The sequence below is a fragment of the Rothia nasimurium genome (assembly GCF_928392795.1).
Lineage (GTDB): Bacteria > Actinomycetota > Actinomycetes > Actinomycetales > Micrococcaceae > Rothia > Rothia nasimurium_F.
Window position 1 is genome coordinate 22,090 of sequence record NZ_CAKMTJ010000011.1, and the last position, 17,186, is coordinate 39,275.

The following is a 17,186-nucleotide window of genomic DNA, read 5'->3' on the forward strand; positions in this document are numbered from 1 at the left end:
GGTTAGTTCTCCTGTGCTGAGGTTGAGGACCAGGGAGTTGCCGGGGCGGGGGATCCCGCCGGGGGCTGGGAGCTAGCGGGGGCGTCCGTACCACCGTCGTGCTGAGGGGTAGCGAAGCTAGCCGAGGTGTATTCCACATCGTCGCGGGTCATGTTCATGTAGACCTGCTCCAGGGTGGACTTCTGCGGGGTGAGCTCGTGCAGCAGCACACCGGCCCCCTGGGCCAGGCGGGCCAGGTCGCGGGCGTCCGCCTGCTCCACCATCAGGCCGTCCGTTTCGAGGGCGGTGAAGGTGTGGCCGGCTTCGTTCAGGGCGGTAGCGAAGGTATCGCGGGCGTCGGTGCGCACAAGAACCTTATTTTCGTCGCCGATCTTCAGGAAGTCTTCCATGGAGCAGTTAGCCAGCAGGCGGCCGCGGCCAATCACGATGAGGTCGTCGGCAGTCTGGGACATCTCACTCATCAAGTGGGAAGAAATCAGCACAGCCCGACCCTCAGAAGCCAGGTGGCGGGCAAGGTTACGCACCCAGATAACACCTTCGGGGTCAAGGCCGTTGACGGGTTCATCGAGGATGACGTTCTGGGGGTCACCCAGCAGGGCGGCCGCGATACCCATGCGCTGGCCCATACCCAGGGAGAAGCCCTTGACCTTCTTCTTCGAGACAGCGGCCAGACCTGTCATCTCGATAACCTCGTCAACACGGGATTTCGGGATGCCGTGCGTCAGCGCCAGCGAGCGCAGGTGGGCTGCCCCATTACGCCCGGGGTGCATGGCCTTGGCGTCGAGGAGGGCACCGACAGAAGTGAGCGGGCTCTTGAGGGAGCGGTAGGGCTGGCCGTCGACCAGGGCGCTGCCCTTGGAGGGCTTTTCTAGCCCTACCAGCATGCGCATGGTGGTGGATTTGCCGGCGCCGTTGGGGCCGAGAAAGCCGGTGACTCGGCCGTTGGGCACGGTGAAGCTGATGTCGTTGACGGCCGTTTTAGGGCCGTAGGTTTTGGTGAGGTTTCTGACCTCGAGCATGGGTCTCCCCTTGTTGTGCGTGACGGTATCACTTTTAACACTAGGGGGTCAGGTTGAAGAAAACATCAGCCTGCGGGGTGAGTTCTTCATGCACCTTAGGAACGGAGCAGATGTATGGGCAAGATGCATAGGCCTGCCCAGAGCGCCGATGCAAAAGTTCCTACAATGAACTTTTCAGCGAGACTGCTCTTTGCACGAATCTCAGGGTAACGAGCCAGCCCCTTAACTGCTACCACCGCTGCTAAAAGTGCTGGCTGTGCAAAGACGAGCAGCACAGCGATGGTTAAGCGCTCAAAGATTCCAATCCAGTGCCCACCGGCTAACAGAGCACTCTCATGTGTTTTTGGTGAACTCAGCGTTCCTTCAATCTGCAGCTGTTCGCCTTCCGGTGTTGTTATCGCCCCATGCAGTTGCTTCGAGTCGTCAGAGCCAGCGGAGATTTCAGGTTCACGGTGTGCGATACGGTTTAGCAAAGTTGCCAGAGGAAGACTTCCGCCACAAGCTGCGGCCCAAACAGCACACACGGTCAGCACCCCAATTTCCTGATAAGAGCCTATATACCCATAGAGGCTTACCACGAGTACGGTAACCATTAGTGCTGTTTGAAGAATAAGCAGGAACCCTGCTCCTGGCATTCTTTTGAGAGCGGGTCGCAAGCTAGGCAGAATACCCGCTAGACCCACGACTGCTAAGGCACAGGCTAAAAAGACGCTCATACAGCTCCCTCATCATTGAGTTTCACTACCGCAGGATCTCTACCAGTTCGTCTATCAGGGCTCGTGTTTCAGACCAGTAGCCCTCACTGAGCCGCTGGCTCACGGCAGACTGACTTATCCCAAGTTTTTCAGCTATCTGTTTCTGAGACAACCCCTGACGAGCCATTTCTCCTGCCTGCTGGCGGGTTTCTTGCCGGTCTATTTCAAGACGGGCGAGCAGGCTCAGGGCTCTATCAACCAGCTGAGCTACCGCTACAGACCCAGCGAAGCAGCAGCGTCCTTTTGTTTTTTTAGCCCGCTCAACCGCTCTGCGGGCGTACTCAAAAGCGGGCCCGGCCCCTGCCCGAGTTTCTGCAGGTAGCGGGACGTTTACCGGGCCCTCCCCTATGCCCACGTACCAGTGACCGGTGCGCACCAGGGCAAGAGCGGTTACAAGCGCAGCAGCTGGGTCGTCAAACACCGCTTGGGCTTCGTCGCCTGCGGTGCGCTGGAATGGACGGACTGGGGCGCCACCACCCTCTAGCCCATCGAGAAGGGTAAAGAGGTCGGGGATTCGATCCTTATCACCGGATGAGCCCACCTGGTCAACAGTCAGAACAAACATAAGATAAGCATATAGCCTTATATATCCATATATAAGGCTATATTCTTATATCCAAGTTTCTGGCCTTACTTTTTGCTCCACTCCAGTAGGCGGGCCGTTGCTTCTTCCTTGCCCAGGGCGCCTTCATCCAGGCGCAGGTTGAGCAGGAACTTATATGCCTGCCCCACCTGCGGGCCGGGCTTGATGCCCAGAATCGCCATGATTTCTTCGCCGTCCAGGTCGGGGCGGATAGCGTCCAGCTCCTCTTGCTCGGCCAGCTCTGCGATGCGGCGCTCTAGGTCGTCGTAGGCGGACGCGATGCGGTTGGCCTTGCGCTTGTTGCGGGTGGTGACGTCCGCCCGGGTCAGCCGGTGCAGGCGCTCCAGTAGGTCCCCTGCGTCGCGTACGTAGCGGCGCACCGCAGAGTCCGACCAGCCGGCGTCCCCGTAACCGTAGAAGCGCATGTGGAGCTCTACCAGGCGAGCGACAGCCTTGATGGTGTCGTTATCAAAGCGCAGCTCGCGCATGCGCTTCTTGGTGAGCTTAGCCCCCACCACGTCGTGGTGCAGGAAGCTCACAGCCCCGTTGCTCTCAAACTTGCGGGTGGCGGGCTTGCCAATATCGTGCATGAGAGCGGCAAAGCGCAGGATGAAGTCGGGGCCGGGCACAGCGCCGTCCGCACCGGTTTCGAGGGCGGCAGCCTGTTCCATGACGGTCAGAGAGTGCTGGTAGACGTCCTTGTGGCGGTGGTGCTCGTCGACCTCCAGCTTGAGCGCCGGGATTTCGGGCAGAACAAAGGACGCCAGCCCCGACTCCACGAGCAGGTCAACACCGCGGCGGGGGGCGGTACCGCAGATGAGCTTGACCAGCTCATCTCGCACGCGCTCAGCCGAAATAATCTGAATACGGTCGGCCATATCAACCATGGCCTCAAAAACCTCGGGGGCCAGGTCAATATCCAGGCGGGAGGCGAAGCGGGCGGCGCGCATCATGCGCAGAGGGTCATCCGAAAAGGACGCCTGCGGGGTACCGGGGGTGCGAATAATGCCCTTCTGCAGGTCCTCCTGACCCCCAAAGGGGTCAACCAGTTCAAGGGAGGGCAGGCGCAGGGCCATAGAGTTGATGGTGAAGTCGCGGCGGAAGAGGTCTTCCTTCAAGTCTGTACCGAAGGCAACAACCGGCTTGCGGGAATCAGGGTCGTACTTTTCAGCACGGTAGGTGGTGATTTCAACCATCTCGTTGCCCTTGCGGATGCCGATGGTTCCGTACTCCTTGCCGATCTCCCAGGTAGCGTCAGCCCAGCCGTCCACCACAGCCAGGGTTTCATCGGGAGTGGCATTGGTAGTGAAGTCCAAATCTACCGAAGTTTCCCCCAAAAACAGGTCACGGACGGGCCCGCCCACCAGGGCCAGCTCGAAGCCAGCGCGGGCAAACAACTCGCCCGCCTCAAGTGCTACCGGGTGAATGAGGGAAGTATCAAAAACATGCGCCATAACCCTTCAATCGTGCCAGCAAACCGCATAAGTTACCACTTACACCCTCAACTTTTAAAACATCACCCCTCTCTATCGGTTAAGGTAGAGACATGACTTTTCCTATTCCCCGGGCACCAAAGAAGCGGGCTTTCACGCCCGTTGCTGCCATGCCCACGGTTGAGGAGGTCTCTGCAGGCGGCGTCATCGTCAACTTTGACGACCGCAACCTGCCCGTTGCCATCATCGCCCGCATCAACCGCGGCGGGCGTCTGGAATGGTGCCTACCTAAGGGCCACCCCGAGGGGGACGAGTCCAAGGTGGCAGCTGCGGCCCGCGAAATTGAAGAAGAAACCGGCATCTCTGGCGACGTGATTACCTCGCTGGGGTCCATTGACTACTGGTTCAACGTTTCAGGGCACCGCGTGCATAAGACGGTTCACCATTTCTTGTTCTCTGCAACCGGTGGCGAGCTCACCACCGAGAACGACCCTGACCACGAGGCGGTTGACGTCGCCTGGGTCAACATCGATGATTTGGGGCGTAAACTCTCCTTCCCCAATGAGCGGCGCATCGCTGAGATTGCCCGTGAGTACATCATTCACCAGCTCTCCTAGCTGACTGAGTAGATAAGGATTCCCGTGGCACGTTCCGGTGCTTTATCCAGCGCAATTATGGCCGCTGGTACGCTCGTTTCGAGGGTTCTGGGCTTCGTCAAAACCTTCCTGATTACTGTTGCTCTCGGTGCCACCACTACCGTGGGCGATATTTTTGAAACCGCTAACACCCTGCCCAACCTGATTTATGTGCTGGTAGCTGGCGGTATTTTTAACGCCGTCCTGGTGCCTCAAATCATTAAGGCTGCCAAACACGATGACGGCGGCTCCGACTACGTCTCGCGCCTGGTGACGCTGGCGGTCAGCGGTATCGCCGCGGTGACTGCTGTGGTCCTGCTCTTCTCGTGGCCCATCATTGCGGTCATGGGTAGTAAGTGGACGCCCGAGCAGCAACACTTCGGCTGGATTTTTGCGCTCTGGTGCCTGCCCCAGATTTTCTTCTACGGCCTCTACACGGTGCTGGGCCAGGTGCTGAACGCCCGAGGGGCCTTCGGCTGGTACATGTGGGCCCCCGTCCTCAACAACGTGGTGGCTATCGCCGCCCTGGTCGTTTTCATCATGGCCTTTGGCCCCCAGGACGTCACCACCAACCCGCCCTTCCATAACCTGGAGAGCTGGACGTCCACCCAGACCCTGGTGCTGGCAGGTTCAGCAACCCTGGGTGTAGCACTGCAGGCCCTCATTCTCTTTATCCCCCTGCGCAAGGTGGGTCTGAAGCTGCGCCCCAAGTTTGGCTGGCGCGGCATCGGCCTGGGCACCGCAGCTAACCTGGCGGGGTGGACGCTGGCCACCGGTGTCGTCTCCAACCTGGCCTTCCTCTACCTGGCCAAGGTTGCAGCCGGTGTGGTCGGCGCCCGCGAGGACTTCCTGGCCATGGGCGTGCAGATTCCCGGTGTGCAGGCCCTGAACTATTCCTCCATGCTCTACTCCCTGCCCCACGGCGTCATTGGTCTTTCCATCGCCACGGTGCTTTTCAACCGCATGTCTGCCGCTTCCCAAGACGACGACCATACCTCGGTAGCAGCCGCGCTCTCGTCCGGCCTACGCACTGCCTCCATCGCCACCATCTTCTGCGCAGTAGCCCTCATTGTCTTCGCCGGGCCCATCGGCATGATCTTCGGCGGCGGCTCCCAGCAAGCGGGAGCGGTCATCGGCCAGACCATCGCCGTCATCGCCCTGGGCGGGCCCTTCCTCACCATCGCCTTTATGATGGGCCGTGTCTTCTACTCCCAAGAAGACGCCAAAACCCCCTTCTACATCCAGCTCTTCTCGGCTGTGGTTATCGTGGCCATGGGCTTCATCGCCTCCCGCCTAGCACCCCAGCACATCATCTACGGCCTAGCCCTCACCTACGCCCTGCAGAACGTCCTGGCGGTCTACCTGAGCCACCGCGTCCTTGCCCGCCGTCTCGGCGACTACGGGGTGCGCGAACTCGTCTCAACCCACGCCCGCGTCTCCTTCGCCTCTATCGGCGCAGGTCTGGCCGGCGCCGCCGCCCTCTACCTGCTGGGCGGCTACACCTTCGACGGCTTCGCCTGGGCCTCACGAGGGAGCGCCTTCATCACCGTCCTTACAGGCGGCATCGTCATGGCCATTGCCTACTACGCCATGCTCATGCTCTTCCGCGTGCGCGAACTCGACACCCTCATGAACCCGATTATGGCGAAAATCGGTATGCGCCGCCCCGCTGCCCGCCACAGAGGGTAAACTCAGTAACCTAACCAATCACTCACCCATTCGCAACGGGAGGCCCCACTTGACACAGCAGATTCCCCTCAACACCCTGCTGGGAGATCGCTACAAAGTCACCGCGCACCTGCTCGACACAGCCAGCGGTGACGCCGTGCTCGACGGCCTTGATACGGTACTCGGCCGCAAGGTCTCCATCGTTGTAGCTGCCCCCGACCACAACCGTCTGCTGGTCACCAACGCCCGCAACTCCAGCGCGCTTTCCCGTTCCGCTGTGCAGGTGCTCGACCTGGGCAACCACAGCGAGCGCACCTACCTGATTACCTCCCATTCCCGCCCCGACACCCTGCTCGATGTGCTCCTGACCGAGGGCGGCAGCAACTCCGCTGAAGAGTTCGGCGAAGAAATCTTTGGCGACACCGGCTCCATGACCGCCCCCAATACCTACGTGGTGGCCAAGGAAAAGACCGCTGAACAGGGTCAGGACGCCGGCGCGGCAGCAGGTGCCGCAGCAGTAGCGGGTGCAACCTCCATCTCTGCCACCCGCAACCTCTCCGCCGCAGAGGAAGAGCCCGCCGACGAGTTCGAAGAATACGATGCCGAAGAAGAGGGCTACTACGAGGGTGACGAGCCCACCGAACGCAACGGTGGCATGTGGGTCGTTGGTATCGCGGCCGTCCTGCTGCTCGTTATCGGCGCCGGAGCCGTCTTTGCCAGCCTCGGCGGCATGGTGGACTCTGACGCCTCAAAGCAGGTACTCGACGCCAACGGCACCGCCGTAGCCACCGCGTCAGCCAGTGCCTCGGCAAGCGCCTCAGCGAGCGCGTCCGCCTCAGCAACCCCCAGTGAAACTGCCCTGCCCACCCCCAAGATTGAGGGCACCTTCACCCGCACGGTGCCGTCCGCTCCCACCCTCATGGCAGAAAGTGACTCCCTGCTGGGCAACCTGACCGACGGTAACGCCTCTACCACCTGGCTCTCCCTAGCTTTCGGTTCTGCTAACTTCGGCGGCCTCACCGACTCCTTCTACCTCTCAGCCAAGCTCGACGAGGCAACCACCGTCAACAGCATCACCATCAACCAGGTATCGGGTGTAGGCGGCGCTTTCACCATCTACGCCAACGACTCAGCCTCCATCGAGGGAGCCACCGAAATCGGCTCCGGTAGCTTCGCAGCCACCGGCGACACCACCGTCCAGCTCAACAAGGACGCCCAGGACGGCAAAACCGAATACATCATCGTTCAGTTCACCAGCGCCCCGCAGCTGAGCCAGCCCATCGTCCCGGGCTACGTCTACGGCCTGCGACTGGCAGAAATTTCCGTCAAGTAATACACAAGCTACACCGCCGGCGGGTGGGTTGGGAATAAACCCCACCCACCCGCCGTTCCATACCCATAGCGCACCAAATCAACACCAAGGAGAACAATGACCGACAACGCACTCGGCGGCCTCTTCGGCGGCGCCGCTGCCGGCCTCAACCTGGCAGGCTCAGCCACCACTACCGCCCCCGACGCTACCGCCCAGAACGACGATCAGACCGTTCACAACGTCATCATTGTTGGCTCAGGCCCCTCCGGCTACACTGCCGCTATCTACACCGCCCGCGCCAACCTCAACCCCGTCCTCTTTGCCTCATCGATCTCTCCCGGTGGCGACCTGATGACCACCACCGAGGTTGAGAACTTCCCCGGCTTCATCAACGGTATTCAGGGCCCCGAGCTGATGACCAACATCGGCGCCCAGGCAGAGCGTTTCGGCGCAGATATTCGTTATGAGGACGTCGCCGAGGTTGAGCTCGAGGGTGACGTCAAGAAGGTTATTCTGACCGACGGGTCAGTTCACCTGGCGAAGACCGTCATTATTTCCACCGGTTCTGAGTACCGCAAGCTGGGTGTGGACGGCGAATCCCGGCTCTCCGGCCACGGCGTCTCCTGGTGCGCTACCTGCGACGGTTTCTTCTTCAAGGAGAAGGCACTGGCTGTTATCGGTGGCGGTGACTCCGCCCTCGAAGAAGCCCTGTTCCTGACCGCTTTTGCGTCTAAGGTCTACCTGGTTCACCGCCGCGATTCATTCCGCGCTTCTGAGATCATGGCCCAGCGCGCCCTGGCTCACGAGAAGATTGAGGTTATCTGGGATTCGGTCGTCAAGACCATTGACGGCGACGAGAAGGTTTCTGGCCTGACCCTGTCGAATGTGAAGACCGGTGAGGAAACCACCCTGGATGTTGAGGGTGTCTTCGTTGCTATCGGCTCAGACCCCCGCACTTCCTTGGTGCAGGGCCAGCTGGAGCTGACCGAGGCCGGCACCATCGCCGTAGAGGGCCGCTCTTCACGCACCTCTATTCCCGGTGTCTTTGCCGCAGGTGACGTCATCGACCCCACCTACCGCCAGGCCATCACCGCAGCCGGTTCAGGCTGCGTTGCAGCCCTGGATGCCCAGCACTATCTTGAGGCCCTCTAAGCCTCCCCTAGCCCCTCTACGAAAGGTTATTTATCATGGCACAGCAGGTTACTGACGCTACTTTTGCTGACGAGGTTCTGAAGTCAGACAAGCCCGTCATCGTCGATTTCTGGGCTGAATGGTGCGGCCCCTGCCGCATGGTCGGCCCCATCATCGACCAGCTCGGTGAAGAGTACGGCGATAAGGTCAAGGTGCTCAAGCTCGACGTTGAGAACAACCCCGCAACCGCAATGAAGTACGGTATTACCTCTATCCCCGCCATCTACGTCTTCAAGGACGGCGAGGTTGCCAAGCAGACCGTCGGCGCTAAGCCCAAGGCTGCCCTGGAGCAGGAGTTTGCGGAGTTCCTCAAGTAGGCTTTGCTGCTTCCCTAGAAACCCCTGACAAGCCCCTCAGCTTCCTGCTGAGGGGCTTGTTTGTAGCCAGAGAAGGCTACCAGAGACACCAGAAGAGGGCCGGGATGTTTCACGTGAAACTCAGCAGCTTGACCGCTGTTTCCATCAAAATAGAACTGAAGTCGCATTGCGGAGCAAAAGTAGGCAAAGATTTACTCCTCGTCATTACCCCAATGTATGCGGCGCGGAGGGGAGCTTCTGGGGTAATTCCCCACCGCTCATAGCGAGCTAACCATTGGGCTACTTCAGGACGAGTTTGAGGCAGGTTTTCTGGCAGGGTGGGGTAGACTGTTTGGCTACTTCACGGATGAGTTCAGGTATATCCACATGTCTCACCTAAAACATCTGTTGCATACGTGCAACAGATGGTGCATGCACGCAACAGATATTTTGAAATATCACTCTATTCGTTTTACACGAATCTCATTTCTTTTTCTTACCAAGAAGACTAAATCCCCACAACAAAAGCACCAACGGTGTCAACAGGGTCGATAGAGGCGGGTAACTTTTCACCACCACCCCCTGAGGAAAAGAATCCCAAGTGCAGGTATATCCCAGCGGAATAAGAGAAACTCCGGCATCTCCATAGATTGAATCTAGATTTGTTGGACACGAAGTAAACATACGAGAAAAAACAAATACTTCAATAAAGGCAACAAATACCCACAGGGAGAGGGCTATAAAAAATAATTTTTTAGACATATTATCAACCTCCACACACGATATATATTCAGCAAAGGGCAGCTTGAAAATTGGGTTATGTTTCACGTGAAACAGCGAAAAATCTCAGAATTTACAATAATTCAACCCTAGAGAGGTGCTTTTAAGATTCTAGAGGGTCCTTGCCAGGGTCATGAATTGACGAGCTCTCCCTGCCGCTTTTCTGGGGCGCTTCAAATCTTGCCGACCGTCCGGGAGCAAAAGAAGAACCATATAATTCCATGGGCTGAGCTAAACCATCACCCAACGTCGACTTATCACCGGAAAATATATCACCTTTACTAGTGGCAGATTTATTTTTAGATTTTCCTGCTTTAGGTTTTTCTTTAATAACCACACGGCGCACAATGACAATAAAGGCAAGAAACATCAAACCGTAAATAATAAAAACACCAAACCAGGAAATAAGTTCATAGAAAAAATTCATCGTTATCACCTCCTTGTGATACCCCCAGTATAGAACAGCCCCCACCCAAACCTCACACAATATTTACTGCGAGTTAGAAAAATCAGAGTCTCCCGACGAGAAGGGACCAAATTAGTTCCGATTGCACGCGCACCATCGAGGAAATCGGGAGAATTTTGGTCCCTACCGCAAAAAACTGGAGCTCTAGAAGCCACTCTCAGCGCCTAACGCGACTTAACCGATATCTGAGTAAGGTGAACTCCCTTTAAGACCCTCAGGCGACCGCACAGCACTTTTACACCTCTCCGCAAGCCCAAAAAACCTAGATTTCCATTCAAGGTCACCCACATACGCCACGTTTCACGTGAAACATAAAGAAGCGGTACCTGCGCTTCGAACAGGTACCGCTTCCAGGTCTCACGGACAGGCCAGCCAGCTCAGGCTGACCGCTCCCCTATTTTTTCTTGAGCTTGGGATCAATGATGTCAAGAATTCGGTTGAGGTCATCCACCGAGGCGAACTCAATGGTCATCTTGCCCTTACGGGCTCCCAGATTAATTTTGACGTTGGTATCCAGCTTGTCTGCGAGGGCATCTGCCAGATAATCCAGTCGTTCAGAGTGATCCTGAACCTTGGTGCTCTTCTTGGTTCGCTCGGGCTCAGCCGAAGATCCTGCAGCTACGAGCTCTTCAACGGCACGCACAGACAGACCCTCATTGACGATTTTCTGGGCCAGAGTCTCAATATCAGCGGCCTTTTTCAGCCCCAGCAGGGCACGGGCATGACCCGAAGAAATGGTACCGGCAGCAACCCGGCGCTGCACCAGGGCAGGCAGCTTCAGCAGGCGGATAGTATTTGAAATCTGCGGGCGAGAACGACCGATACGCTGGGCCAACTGTTCCTGGGTGGTTCCAAACTCTTCCAAAAGCTGCTGGTAGGCGGCAGCTTCTTCTATGGGGTTAAGCTGCGACCGGTGCAGGTTCTCCAGCAGGGCATCCCGTAGCAGGTCTTCGTCCTGGGTCTCACGAATAATCGCCGGAATAGTGGTCAGGCCCGCGCGCTGGGTAGCGCGCCAGCGACGCTCACCCATAATAAGCTCGTACTTTTCAGTGCCACTCTCCCGGCTGGGGCGCACAACAATCGGCTGCAGTACGCCGATTTCCTTGATGGAATGCACCAGCTCCTGCATGTCGTGCTCGTCAAAGTCAGTACGGGGCTGCTTGCGATTAGGGTGAATGTCGGTGACGTTGAGGGTAGCAAAATCAGCACCGGGCACAGGTACCAAACCATCGCCTGCGGCGGCAGTCTCATCGCCAAAGAAGAAATCGACAGGACGCCGGGAACCGGTTGCGGTGCGCAGGGCAGCTCCCATGTCTGCCCGCTTCTTCTTTGATGTTTCACGTGAAACGCTCTTCTGGGCGGGGGCAGGAGCCTCTACACCTAGATCCAAATCTAGCTGTTCACTCTCTACCGACTCGGTGCTTTTCTGCTCCACCGGGGGCTTAGCGCTCTCTGGAATGAGAGCTCCTAAGCCACGACCTAGACCGCGTTTCTTCTCTGCCACGTTGACCTCCGTACTCAAAAGTTTTCCTCACCCAAGTCTAGTGGAGTCAGCTCCCCCGCATAGACCAACGGCGCCCTGTTCAAACACAAGGCGCCGTCATTCTTACTGAGCTTGTTCGAAAGGCTACGCAGGCTCACGCTCGCTGCGACCCTGCCTTGCCTTTCTTTAGATATTTATTAAAACATCGAAGAAAAGGTGTTTACGCTCTTTTTGCCATTTCCATGGCAGCCTTCAGGTAGGCCACGGCACCGGGTGATGCGGGGTCATAGCTCATCACGGTTTGCTGGTAGCTGGGAGCTTCAGAGATGCGCACAGAGCGGGGAATCGCGGTTTCAAGTACCTGTTCAGGGAAGTGTTCACGTACTTCGTCAGCCACCTGAGACGAGAGGTTGGTGCGACCGTCGTACATGGTGAGCAAGATAGTGCTGATGTGCAGATCAGAGTTGAGGTGCTTTTGAATCATGCCAATATTTTTGAGCAGCTGGCTCAGACCTTCCAGGGCATAGTACTCACACTGAATGGGAATGAGCACCTCCCGGGCAGCGCAGAAGGCATTGATGGTGAGCAGCCCTAGCGAGGGAGGGCAGTCGATAAAGATATAATCCAGACGCGGCAGTCCGGCAGCTTCTCGCGCGGCAGCATAATCAGAGACAGCGGTCTTCAAACGGGTCTCTCGAGCCACCATAGAAACCAGTTCAATCTCGGCTCCCGCAAGATCGATATTGGCCGGAGCGCACCAGAGGTTTTCGATATCGGGGCAGGGCTGCACAATATCTGCCAGGGGCTTGTCGTCAATCAGTACATCGTAGGTAGAGGGAACCTCCACCCCGTGTTCTATGCCCAATGCGGTCGAGGCATTACCCTGGGGGTCGTTATCTATGACCAGCACGTTCATGCCCTTGAGGGCGAGCGCCGCGGCAAGGTTTACTGCGGTTGATGTTTTACCCACCCCGCCCTTCTGGTTAGAGATGGTGAAGATGCGGGTTTCTCGGGGGCGATTGAGGGTTTCGCTGGCTAGCTCTTCGAACTGTTGCTTGGCCGAGCGAGCCTGCTGGGTGATGGGGTTATTCTGGGCGGCCGCGGCATCAGTGCGCTCCAACTTTTCGCGTGTTTCACGTGAAACATGTGAGCCTCGGTCAGGTTTGGCCAGGGCGTCCTGGGGTTCAGGTGGCAGCCCAAAATCGGGGATATTGGAGATGGTAGACACCGGCTATGCTCCCTCGGTAGGTGTGGTGGTCTCGCTTATCTAAGGTTACCCGCTCTCCCCCACCTCTCGAAATATCGAAAAATAAACACCATAATTAAGTTGTTTTACAGATAAAAAACCGTGTTTCACGTGAAACACTTTGTACACCCCTATAATCACTGACCATGATCACCATTCGCAGAGCCCTCCCCCACGACGCCCAGACCCTGGCTGCCCTGTCTGCCACCACCTATGCGCAGACCTTCAACTACTACCCGCCCGAAGACCTAGAGTATTACCTCTCCACCACCTACACCGCCGAAAACTATCTCGCCTATCTCACAGACCCCCGCACCGCCATCTGGCTGGCAGAAGATACGGACGCCGGCACCCCACTGGGCTACGTCATGGCAGGCCCTGCTGGCCTCCCCCACCCTGATTGCAGCGACCAGGACGGTGAACTCAAACGCCTCTACGTCTTAGCGGACCAGCAGGGCTCAGGGCTGGGCACCAGCCTGCTAGAGACAGCCCTGGAGTGGCTGGAGCGCGAGTACCCCTATCGCTCCCTCTGGCTGGGGGTCTGGTCTGAAAACTACGGCGCACAGCGCCTCTACAGCCGCTACGGCTTTGCGCGCGTTGGTGACTACTACTTCACGGTCGGCTCCACTCAAGACTACGAGTTCATTTTCAGAAGAGACCCCCGATAGATTCCACATAAAAAGCCCGGCTTCCCTCTACAGGGAAGCCGGGCTGTGCCGTCCTGGTCTAAAGCCTAGAGGCTTACTCGAACCACGGTGGTGGGCTCTTCGAGCAGGGTCTCGCCAGCGACCAGAATTTCGGTCTCGCGAGCGCCGTACTTATTGAGCTTCTTCTTAGCCTTGGTGATTTCGTCAGCCGCGCTACGGCCCTTGAGGGCCAGTAGCTGGCCAGTGCCGCGCAGAATCGGCAGGGTGATGTCCAGCAGGCCAACGAGGGCTGAGACGGCACGGGCGGTCACGTAGTCAGCGTCAACCTGACCTACGGCCTGCTCAGCGCGCGAGCGCAGAATATCGACGTTATCGAGCCCGAGGTCGTCCACAACCTCGGTTAGCCAGATGACGCGGCGCTCCAGGGGCTCGATGAGGGTCAGTTTGAGGTCGGGGCGGGCAATGGCCAGGCAGAGGCCGGGAAGGCCCGCTCCTGAGCCCACGTCGGCGACGCGGGCGCCGTCCTCGATGAACTCCTCAACCACGGCGCAGTTGAGCACGTGGCGCTCCCAGAGGCGGGGAACCTCGCGGGGGCCGATGAGGCCGCGTTCGATGCCGCTGGTAGCCAGGTGCTCCACGTAGCGCTCTGCCAAAGGCAGGCGGTCACCGAAGATCTGGTCGGCAGCTACCAGGGTAGGGCCAGCCAGTTCGGGAAGGTCGGTGGTTGCTTCGCTCATGGTTTAGTCCTCCGCCGGCATGATGACGATGTGACGGTCGGGGCCAGCGCCTTCTGACTCTGAGTAGAGGCCGTGGGCTGCCACGATGTCGTGCACGAGCTTACGCTCGTAGGAGCCCAGGGGCTCCAGGTGCACCTCGTCGCCGGTTTCTTTGACGCGGGCAATGGCGGTCTCTGCCATGTCAACGAGGGCCTTCTGACGGCCGGCACGGTGCTCAGCGATGTCCAGAATCAGGCGGGTGCGCTGGCCGGTGGCAGCGAGCACCGAGAGGCGCACGAGCTCCTGCAGGGCATCCAGCACTTCGCCGTCCTCGCCCACGAGGGCGGCAAGCTCGGTGTTGTTGCCGTCCTCGGTGACGACCGAGAGGTAGGTGCGGCCGTTGCGCACCTCAATGTCGATGTCGCCGTCGATGTCTGCGATGTCGAGAAGTTCTTCGAGGTAGTCGGCGGCGATGTCGCCTTCGTCCTCAAAGCCCTGCTCTGCGGCGTCTTCAAGGACGCTGTCTGCGGCGGTTTCTTCGTAGGCTTCAGTCATGGGTTCCTCCTGTAGCTGCCGCTATTTCTTCTTGTTCTGCTGCTTTTGGCGCTTCTTGCTCATGGGCTGCTGACGCTGGCCGCGGTTGGCACGCTCACGCTGGGCTTCGAGCTCAGCTTCGTGCTGCTCCTTGGTCTTACCAACGGGGGGCAGGCCCTTGGCGGCGCGGCGCTCGTTGAGCTCACGCTCGGCCTGAGAGCCGGGGGTGGGGTTGTTCTTGATGACCCAGTACTGCTGGCCCAGTGACCAGAAGTTGGAGACGGTCCAGTAGACGAGCACGCCCAGGGGGAAGTTGATACCCGAGATGGCGAAGACCAGGGGCAGCACGTAGAGCATAATCTGCTGCTGGCGGTACATGGGGGACTGCTTGGCGGCGTCCGACATGTTCTTCACCGAGAGCTGCTTGGTGATGTAGAACTGGGTGGCGCTCATGAGCACGACCATGATGGCGGCGATGATGATGGTCGCTGCGTGGTTACCGTCGCCGGGGCGCATCATAGTGGAGAAGAGGGGGGCGCCGAAGATGTAGGCGTCGTTGAACTGCTCAACCTTGTCGTTGGAGAGCATCAAGATGCTCTCGTTGTTGGCAGCTGCGCTGGGTACGCCGTTGAGCACCTGGAAGAGGCCGAAGAAGATGGGCATCTGCACCAGGATGGGCATGCAGGAGGCCAGGGGGTTGGAGCCGGTCTTGCGGTAGAGTTCCATCTGCTCCTGAGCCATGGCCTGGCGGGAGAGCTGGTCGGTCTTGCCCTTGTACTTGGCCTGGAGCTTGGCCAGTTCAGGCTGCAGCTCCTGCATACCGCGCATGGCCTTGATTTGCTTCATGAAGAGCGGGATGGTGAGGGTTCGCATGACCAGGGTCAGGCCGATGATGGCCAGCACCCAGGTGACGCCGGACGCGGGGTCCATGCCGATGGCGGTGAAGAGTTCGTGGAATGCCCAGAGAATCGCCGAAACGATCCATTTGAAGGGCCAGAGAATGATGTCGAACATAGTTCTCTCCCTGGCTCGGGTATGTGAGCCGGTTGTGGTGGACTGCAGCCAGTGCCTGTTAGTGGTTCAGGTGCTGGTGCGGGTGGTTTAGAAGTATTATTTTGGGTTCGGTGCCGGGGGCGAAGGTGCGCCGTCCGGGTGGAACCGGGTCGAGGCCTCCGGTGGCCCAGGGGTGGCAGCGCAGTAGACGGCGGACGGTCAGTGAGAGCCCGCGTATGGCGCCGTGGGTGGTGAGTGCTTCGAGCCCGTAGGCTGAGCAGCTCGGATAGTACCGGCAGACGTTGCCGTAGAGCGGCGAGACGATGGCGCGGTAGACCTTGATGAAAGCGATGAGGACGTTCTGGGGCAGGGTGATAGCTGCCTGAACGAGGGTGGTGGGTACGACGAACTCGTGGGGGGCCTTATCGAGTAGGACGTCTTCGTCCGCGGGGGCCCCGCTGGGGTGCTGGTGGGAGGTGCCCATGGGTTAGAGTTCCTCTCGGGCGGTGGCACCGAGTTTTTTAAGGGTGGTGGCCAGCGCGCTGGTCAGGTCTGTTTCGAGGTCGGTGTAGGTGGCGGACGCTGCCGGCGGCAGGGCGCGCACAACCACCCGGTAGCCGATGGGGTTTTCGGCGACGAAGGGGGCGATGATCTCACGGAGGCGCCGCTTGGTTTTATTGCGGGTAACGGCGTTACCGACGGCCTTGGAGACGATGAAACCGATGATGGTTGGTTCTTCGCCTGTTTTGGCTGTATATAGAACTAAGTTCCGACGCCCTGAGCGGGCGCCGGAACGTGTAGTTGCTGAGAATTGAGCCGAAGCTCGCATCCGGTGCTGTTGTGCCAGCACGTAGTCTCCTTTGTCTTTTCGGTCGTCTCTCGGCGGGCTGCGTGATCACGCTGGCCTGCACAAGGGGCTAGGCCGAGGCGAGGAGATGTGAAGCCTTATGCTGAGAGGCTTGCGCGGCCCTTTGAACGACGGTTCGCGAGGATGGCGCGGCCTGCACGGGTGCGCATGCGAAGACGGAAGCCGTGCTTCTTGGCGCGGCGGCGGTTATTCGGCTGGAAAGTCCGCTTGCTCATTTGGTTACTCCAAAAATGGTTGGTACGGGGGCCAACCTTTCAACAGTTCTTCGAACAGGTTGACGCTTCTTGCTCGTGTGTTAGCTCCGCCGCGTAAGGGGCGGATATCAGGCCTTAGATATAGGCATAGTCCTAGCACACTTTGACTAAACAACTCTAGAAGAGGTTGCGATATAAGGTCAAGCCCGCTAGGGGTAGGTCTTTAATCACAGGTAGGTGGGAGAGTTTGCCCACACCTGTGGATAGCTTGCGAGCGCGCTCGCCCTAGCGAGAGTTATCCACAGGCGCACCGGGGAAAGTTGTAAGTTACAAAAACTGCGGTTTTGAGCTAGCGGTGCGCGGTTTA

20 protein-coding genes are annotated in these 17,186 nt (G+C 58.6%); 6 read left to right on the plus strand and 14 right to left on the minus strand.

Annotated features, from left to right (window positions below):
* Positions 1–2: 2 nt before the first annotated feature.
* From L6963_RS10835 to L6963_RS10850, 4 genes are all read right to left on the minus strand, one after another.
* The gene (locus L6963_RS10835; RefSeq protein WP_237207642.1) at positions 3–1,019 is read right to left on the minus strand and encodes an ABC transporter ATP-binding protein; all 1,017 of its coding nucleotides are present in this window, start codon (positions 1,017–1,019) and stop codon (positions 3–5) included.
* A gap of 95 nt (positions 1,020–1,114) precedes the next feature.
* The gene (locus tag L6963_RS10840; RefSeq protein WP_237197707.1) at positions 1,115–1,735 is read right to left on the minus strand and encodes a hypothetical protein; all 621 of its coding nucleotides are present in this window, start codon (positions 1,733–1,735) and stop codon (positions 1,115–1,117) included.
* Between the two features lie 25 nt (positions 1,736–1,760).
* The gene (locus L6963_RS10845; protein WP_237207644.1) at positions 1,761–2,339 is read right to left on the minus strand and encodes a helix-turn-helix domain-containing protein; all 579 of its coding nucleotides are present in this window, start codon (positions 2,337–2,339) and stop codon (positions 1,761–1,763) included.
* Between the two features lie 65 nt (positions 2,340–2,404).
* Complete coding sequence (locus tag L6963_RS10850) at positions 2,405–3,811, minus strand: CCA tRNA nucleotidyltransferase (RefSeq protein WP_237199870.1); 1,407 nt, start codon at positions 3,809–3,811, stop codon at positions 2,405–2,407.
* A 92-nt stretch (positions 3,812–3,903) separates the two neighbouring features.
* Between L6963_RS10850 and L6963_RS10855 the strand changes: the two genes are divergently transcribed.
* From L6963_RS10855 to trxA, 5 genes are all read left to right on the plus strand, one after another.
* Positions 3,904–4,407: an NUDIX domain-containing protein gene (locus L6963_RS10855; protein ID WP_237207645.1), complete on the plus strand. Its 504-nt coding sequence runs from the start codon at positions 3,904–3,906 to the stop codon at positions 4,405–4,407.
* Between the two features lie 24 nt (positions 4,408–4,431).
* On the plus strand, positions 4,432–6,114 hold the full coding sequence (gene murJ / locus L6963_RS10860; protein WP_237207646.1) for a murein biosynthesis integral membrane protein MurJ: 1,683 nt from the start codon (positions 4,432–4,434) through the stop codon (positions 6,112–6,114).
* Between the two features lie 49 nt (positions 6,115–6,163).
* Positions 6,164–7,426, plus strand: a complete 1,263-nt coding sequence (locus tag L6963_RS10865) for a serine/threonine protein kinase (RefSeq protein WP_237207647.1) — start codon at positions 6,164–6,166, stop codon at positions 7,424–7,426.
* Between the two features lie 96 nt (positions 7,427–7,522).
* A complete protein-coding gene (gene trxB, locus L6963_RS10870) occupies positions 7,523–8,557 on the plus strand; it encodes a thioredoxin-disulfide reductase (protein ID WP_237207648.1) in 1,035 nt (344 codons plus the stop codon).
* A 35-nt stretch (positions 8,558–8,592) separates the two neighbouring features.
* On the plus strand, positions 8,593–8,913 hold the full coding sequence (gene trxA, locus L6963_RS10875; protein WP_185173759.1) for a thioredoxin: 321 nt from the start codon (positions 8,593–8,595) through the stop codon (positions 8,911–8,913).
* Positions 8,914–9,375: 462 nt separating this feature from the next.
* Here trxA and L6963_RS10880 read toward each other — a convergent pair whose 3' ends face one another.
* The 4 genes from L6963_RS10880 to L6963_RS10895 all read right to left on the minus strand — a co-directional run bounded on the left by L6963_RS10880 (position 9,376) and on the right by L6963_RS10895 (position 12,621).
* Positions 9,376–9,654 (minus strand): hypothetical protein, encoded by a 279-nt coding sequence (locus tag L6963_RS10880; protein ID WP_237197721.1) that lies wholly within the window; start codon positions 9,652–9,654, stop codon positions 9,376–9,378.
* 121 nt (positions 9,655–9,775) lie between these two features.
* Positions 9,776–10,099, minus strand: a complete 324-nt coding sequence (locus L6963_RS10885) for a hypothetical protein (protein WP_237207650.1) — start codon at positions 10,097–10,099, stop codon at positions 9,776–9,778.
* A gap of 433 nt (positions 10,100–10,532) precedes the next feature.
* A complete protein-coding gene (locus L6963_RS10890) occupies positions 10,533–11,642 on the minus strand; it encodes a ParB/RepB/Spo0J family partition protein (RefSeq protein WP_237207651.1) in 1,110 nt (369 codons plus the stop codon).
* Positions 11,643–11,841: 199 nt separating this feature from the next.
* A complete protein-coding gene (locus tag L6963_RS10895; protein ID WP_237207660.1) occupies positions 11,842–12,621 on the minus strand; it encodes a ParA family protein in 780 nt (259 codons plus the stop codon).
* A 392-nt stretch (positions 12,622–13,013) separates the two neighbouring features.
* On the opposite strand from L6963_RS10895, the gene L6963_RS10900 reads away from it, so the two are divergent.
* Positions 13,014–13,535 (plus strand): GNAT family N-acetyltransferase, encoded by a 522-nt coding sequence (locus L6963_RS10900; RefSeq protein WP_237207652.1) that lies wholly within the window; start codon positions 13,014–13,016, stop codon positions 13,533–13,535.
* A 65-nt stretch (positions 13,536–13,600) separates the two neighbouring features.
* Here L6963_RS10900 and rsmG read toward each other — a convergent pair whose 3' ends face one another.
* From rsmG to rpmH, 6 genes are all read right to left on the minus strand, one after another.
* Positions 13,601–14,251, minus strand: a complete 651-nt coding sequence (gene rsmG, locus L6963_RS10905) for a 16S rRNA (guanine(527)-N(7))-methyltransferase RsmG (protein WP_237197728.1) — start codon at positions 14,249–14,251, stop codon at positions 13,601–13,603.
* Between the two features lie 3 nt (positions 14,252–14,254).
* Entirely contained in the window at positions 14,255–14,785 is a 531-nt protein-coding gene (locus L6963_RS10910) for a protein jag (protein ID WP_237197730.1), read from the minus strand.
* Between the two features lie 21 nt (positions 14,786–14,806).
* The gene (gene yidC, locus L6963_RS10915; protein ID WP_237197732.1) at positions 14,807–15,778 is read right to left on the minus strand and encodes a membrane protein insertase YidC; all 972 of its coding nucleotides are present in this window, start codon (positions 15,776–15,778) and stop codon (positions 14,807–14,809) included.
* A 58-nt stretch (positions 15,779–15,836) separates the two neighbouring features.
* A complete protein-coding gene (yidD, locus tag L6963_RS10920) occupies positions 15,837–16,241 on the minus strand; it encodes a membrane protein insertion efficiency factor YidD (protein ID WP_237197734.1) in 405 nt (134 codons plus the stop codon).
* Positions 16,242–16,244: 3 nt separating this feature from the next.
* Complete coding sequence (gene rnpA, locus L6963_RS10925) at positions 16,245–16,607, minus strand: ribonuclease P protein component (protein ID WP_237197736.1); 363 nt, start codon at positions 16,605–16,607, stop codon at positions 16,245–16,247.
* Between the two features lie 95 nt (positions 16,608–16,702).
* Entirely contained in the window at positions 16,703–16,840 is a 138-nt protein-coding gene (gene rpmH / locus L6963_RS10930; RefSeq protein WP_083091541.1) for a 50S ribosomal protein L34, read from the minus strand.
* Positions 16,841–17,186 lie beyond the last annotated feature (346 nt).

Coding starts and splice junctions, on each gene's coding strand:
- L6963_RS10835 (WP_237207642.1), bottom strand. CDS start 1,019: ATGCTCGAGGTCAGAAACCTCACCAAAACCTACGGCCCTAAAACGGCC.
- L6963_RS10850 (WP_237199870.1), bottom strand. CDS start 3,811: ATGGCGCATGTTTTTGATACTTCCCTCATTCACCCGGTAGCACTTGAG.
- L6963_RS10910 (WP_237197730.1), bottom strand. CDS start 14,785: ATGACTGAAGCCTACGAAGAAACCGCCGCAGACAGCGTCCTTGAAGAC.
- rsmG (WP_237197728.1), bottom strand. CDS start 14,251: ATGAGCGAAGCAACCACCGACCTTCCCGAACTGGCTGGCCCTACCCTG.
- L6963_RS10900 (WP_237207652.1), top strand. CDS start 13,014: ATGATCACCATTCGCAGAGCCCTCCCCCACGACGCCCAGACCCTGGCT.
- trxA (WP_185173759.1), top strand. CDS start 8,593: ATGGCACAGCAGGTTACTGACGCTACTTTTGCTGACGAGGTTCTGAAG.
- trxB (WP_237207648.1), top strand. CDS start 7,523: ATGACCGACAACGCACTCGGCGGCCTCTTCGGCGGCGCCGCTGCCGGC.
- yidD (WP_237197734.1), bottom strand. CDS start 16,241: ATGGGCACCTCCCACCAGCACCCCAGCGGGGCCCCCGCGGACGAAGAC.
- L6963_RS10840 (WP_237197707.1), bottom strand. CDS start 1,735: ATGAGCGTCTTTTTAGCCTGTGCCTTAGCAGTCGTGGGTCTAGCGGGT.
- L6963_RS10885 (WP_237207650.1), bottom strand. CDS start 10,099: ATGAATTTTTTCTATGAACTTATTTCCTGGTTTGGTGTTTTTATTATT.
- L6963_RS10880 (WP_237197721.1), bottom strand. CDS start 9,654: ATGTCTAAAAAATTATTTTTTATAGCCCTCTCCCTGTGGGTATTTGTT.
- L6963_RS10855 (WP_237207645.1), top strand. CDS start 3,904: ATGACTTTTCCTATTCCCCGGGCACCAAAGAAGCGGGCTTTCACGCCC.
- yidC (WP_237197732.1), bottom strand. CDS start 15,778: ATGTTCGACATCATTCTCTGGCCCTTCAAATGGATCGTTTCGGCGATT.
- rpmH (WP_083091541.1), bottom strand. CDS start 16,840: ATGAGCAAGCGGACTTTCCAGCCGAATAACCGCCGCCGCGCCAAGAAG.
- L6963_RS10845 (WP_237207644.1), bottom strand. CDS start 2,339: ATGTTTGTTCTGACTGTTGACCAGGTGGGCTCATCCGGTGATAAGGAT.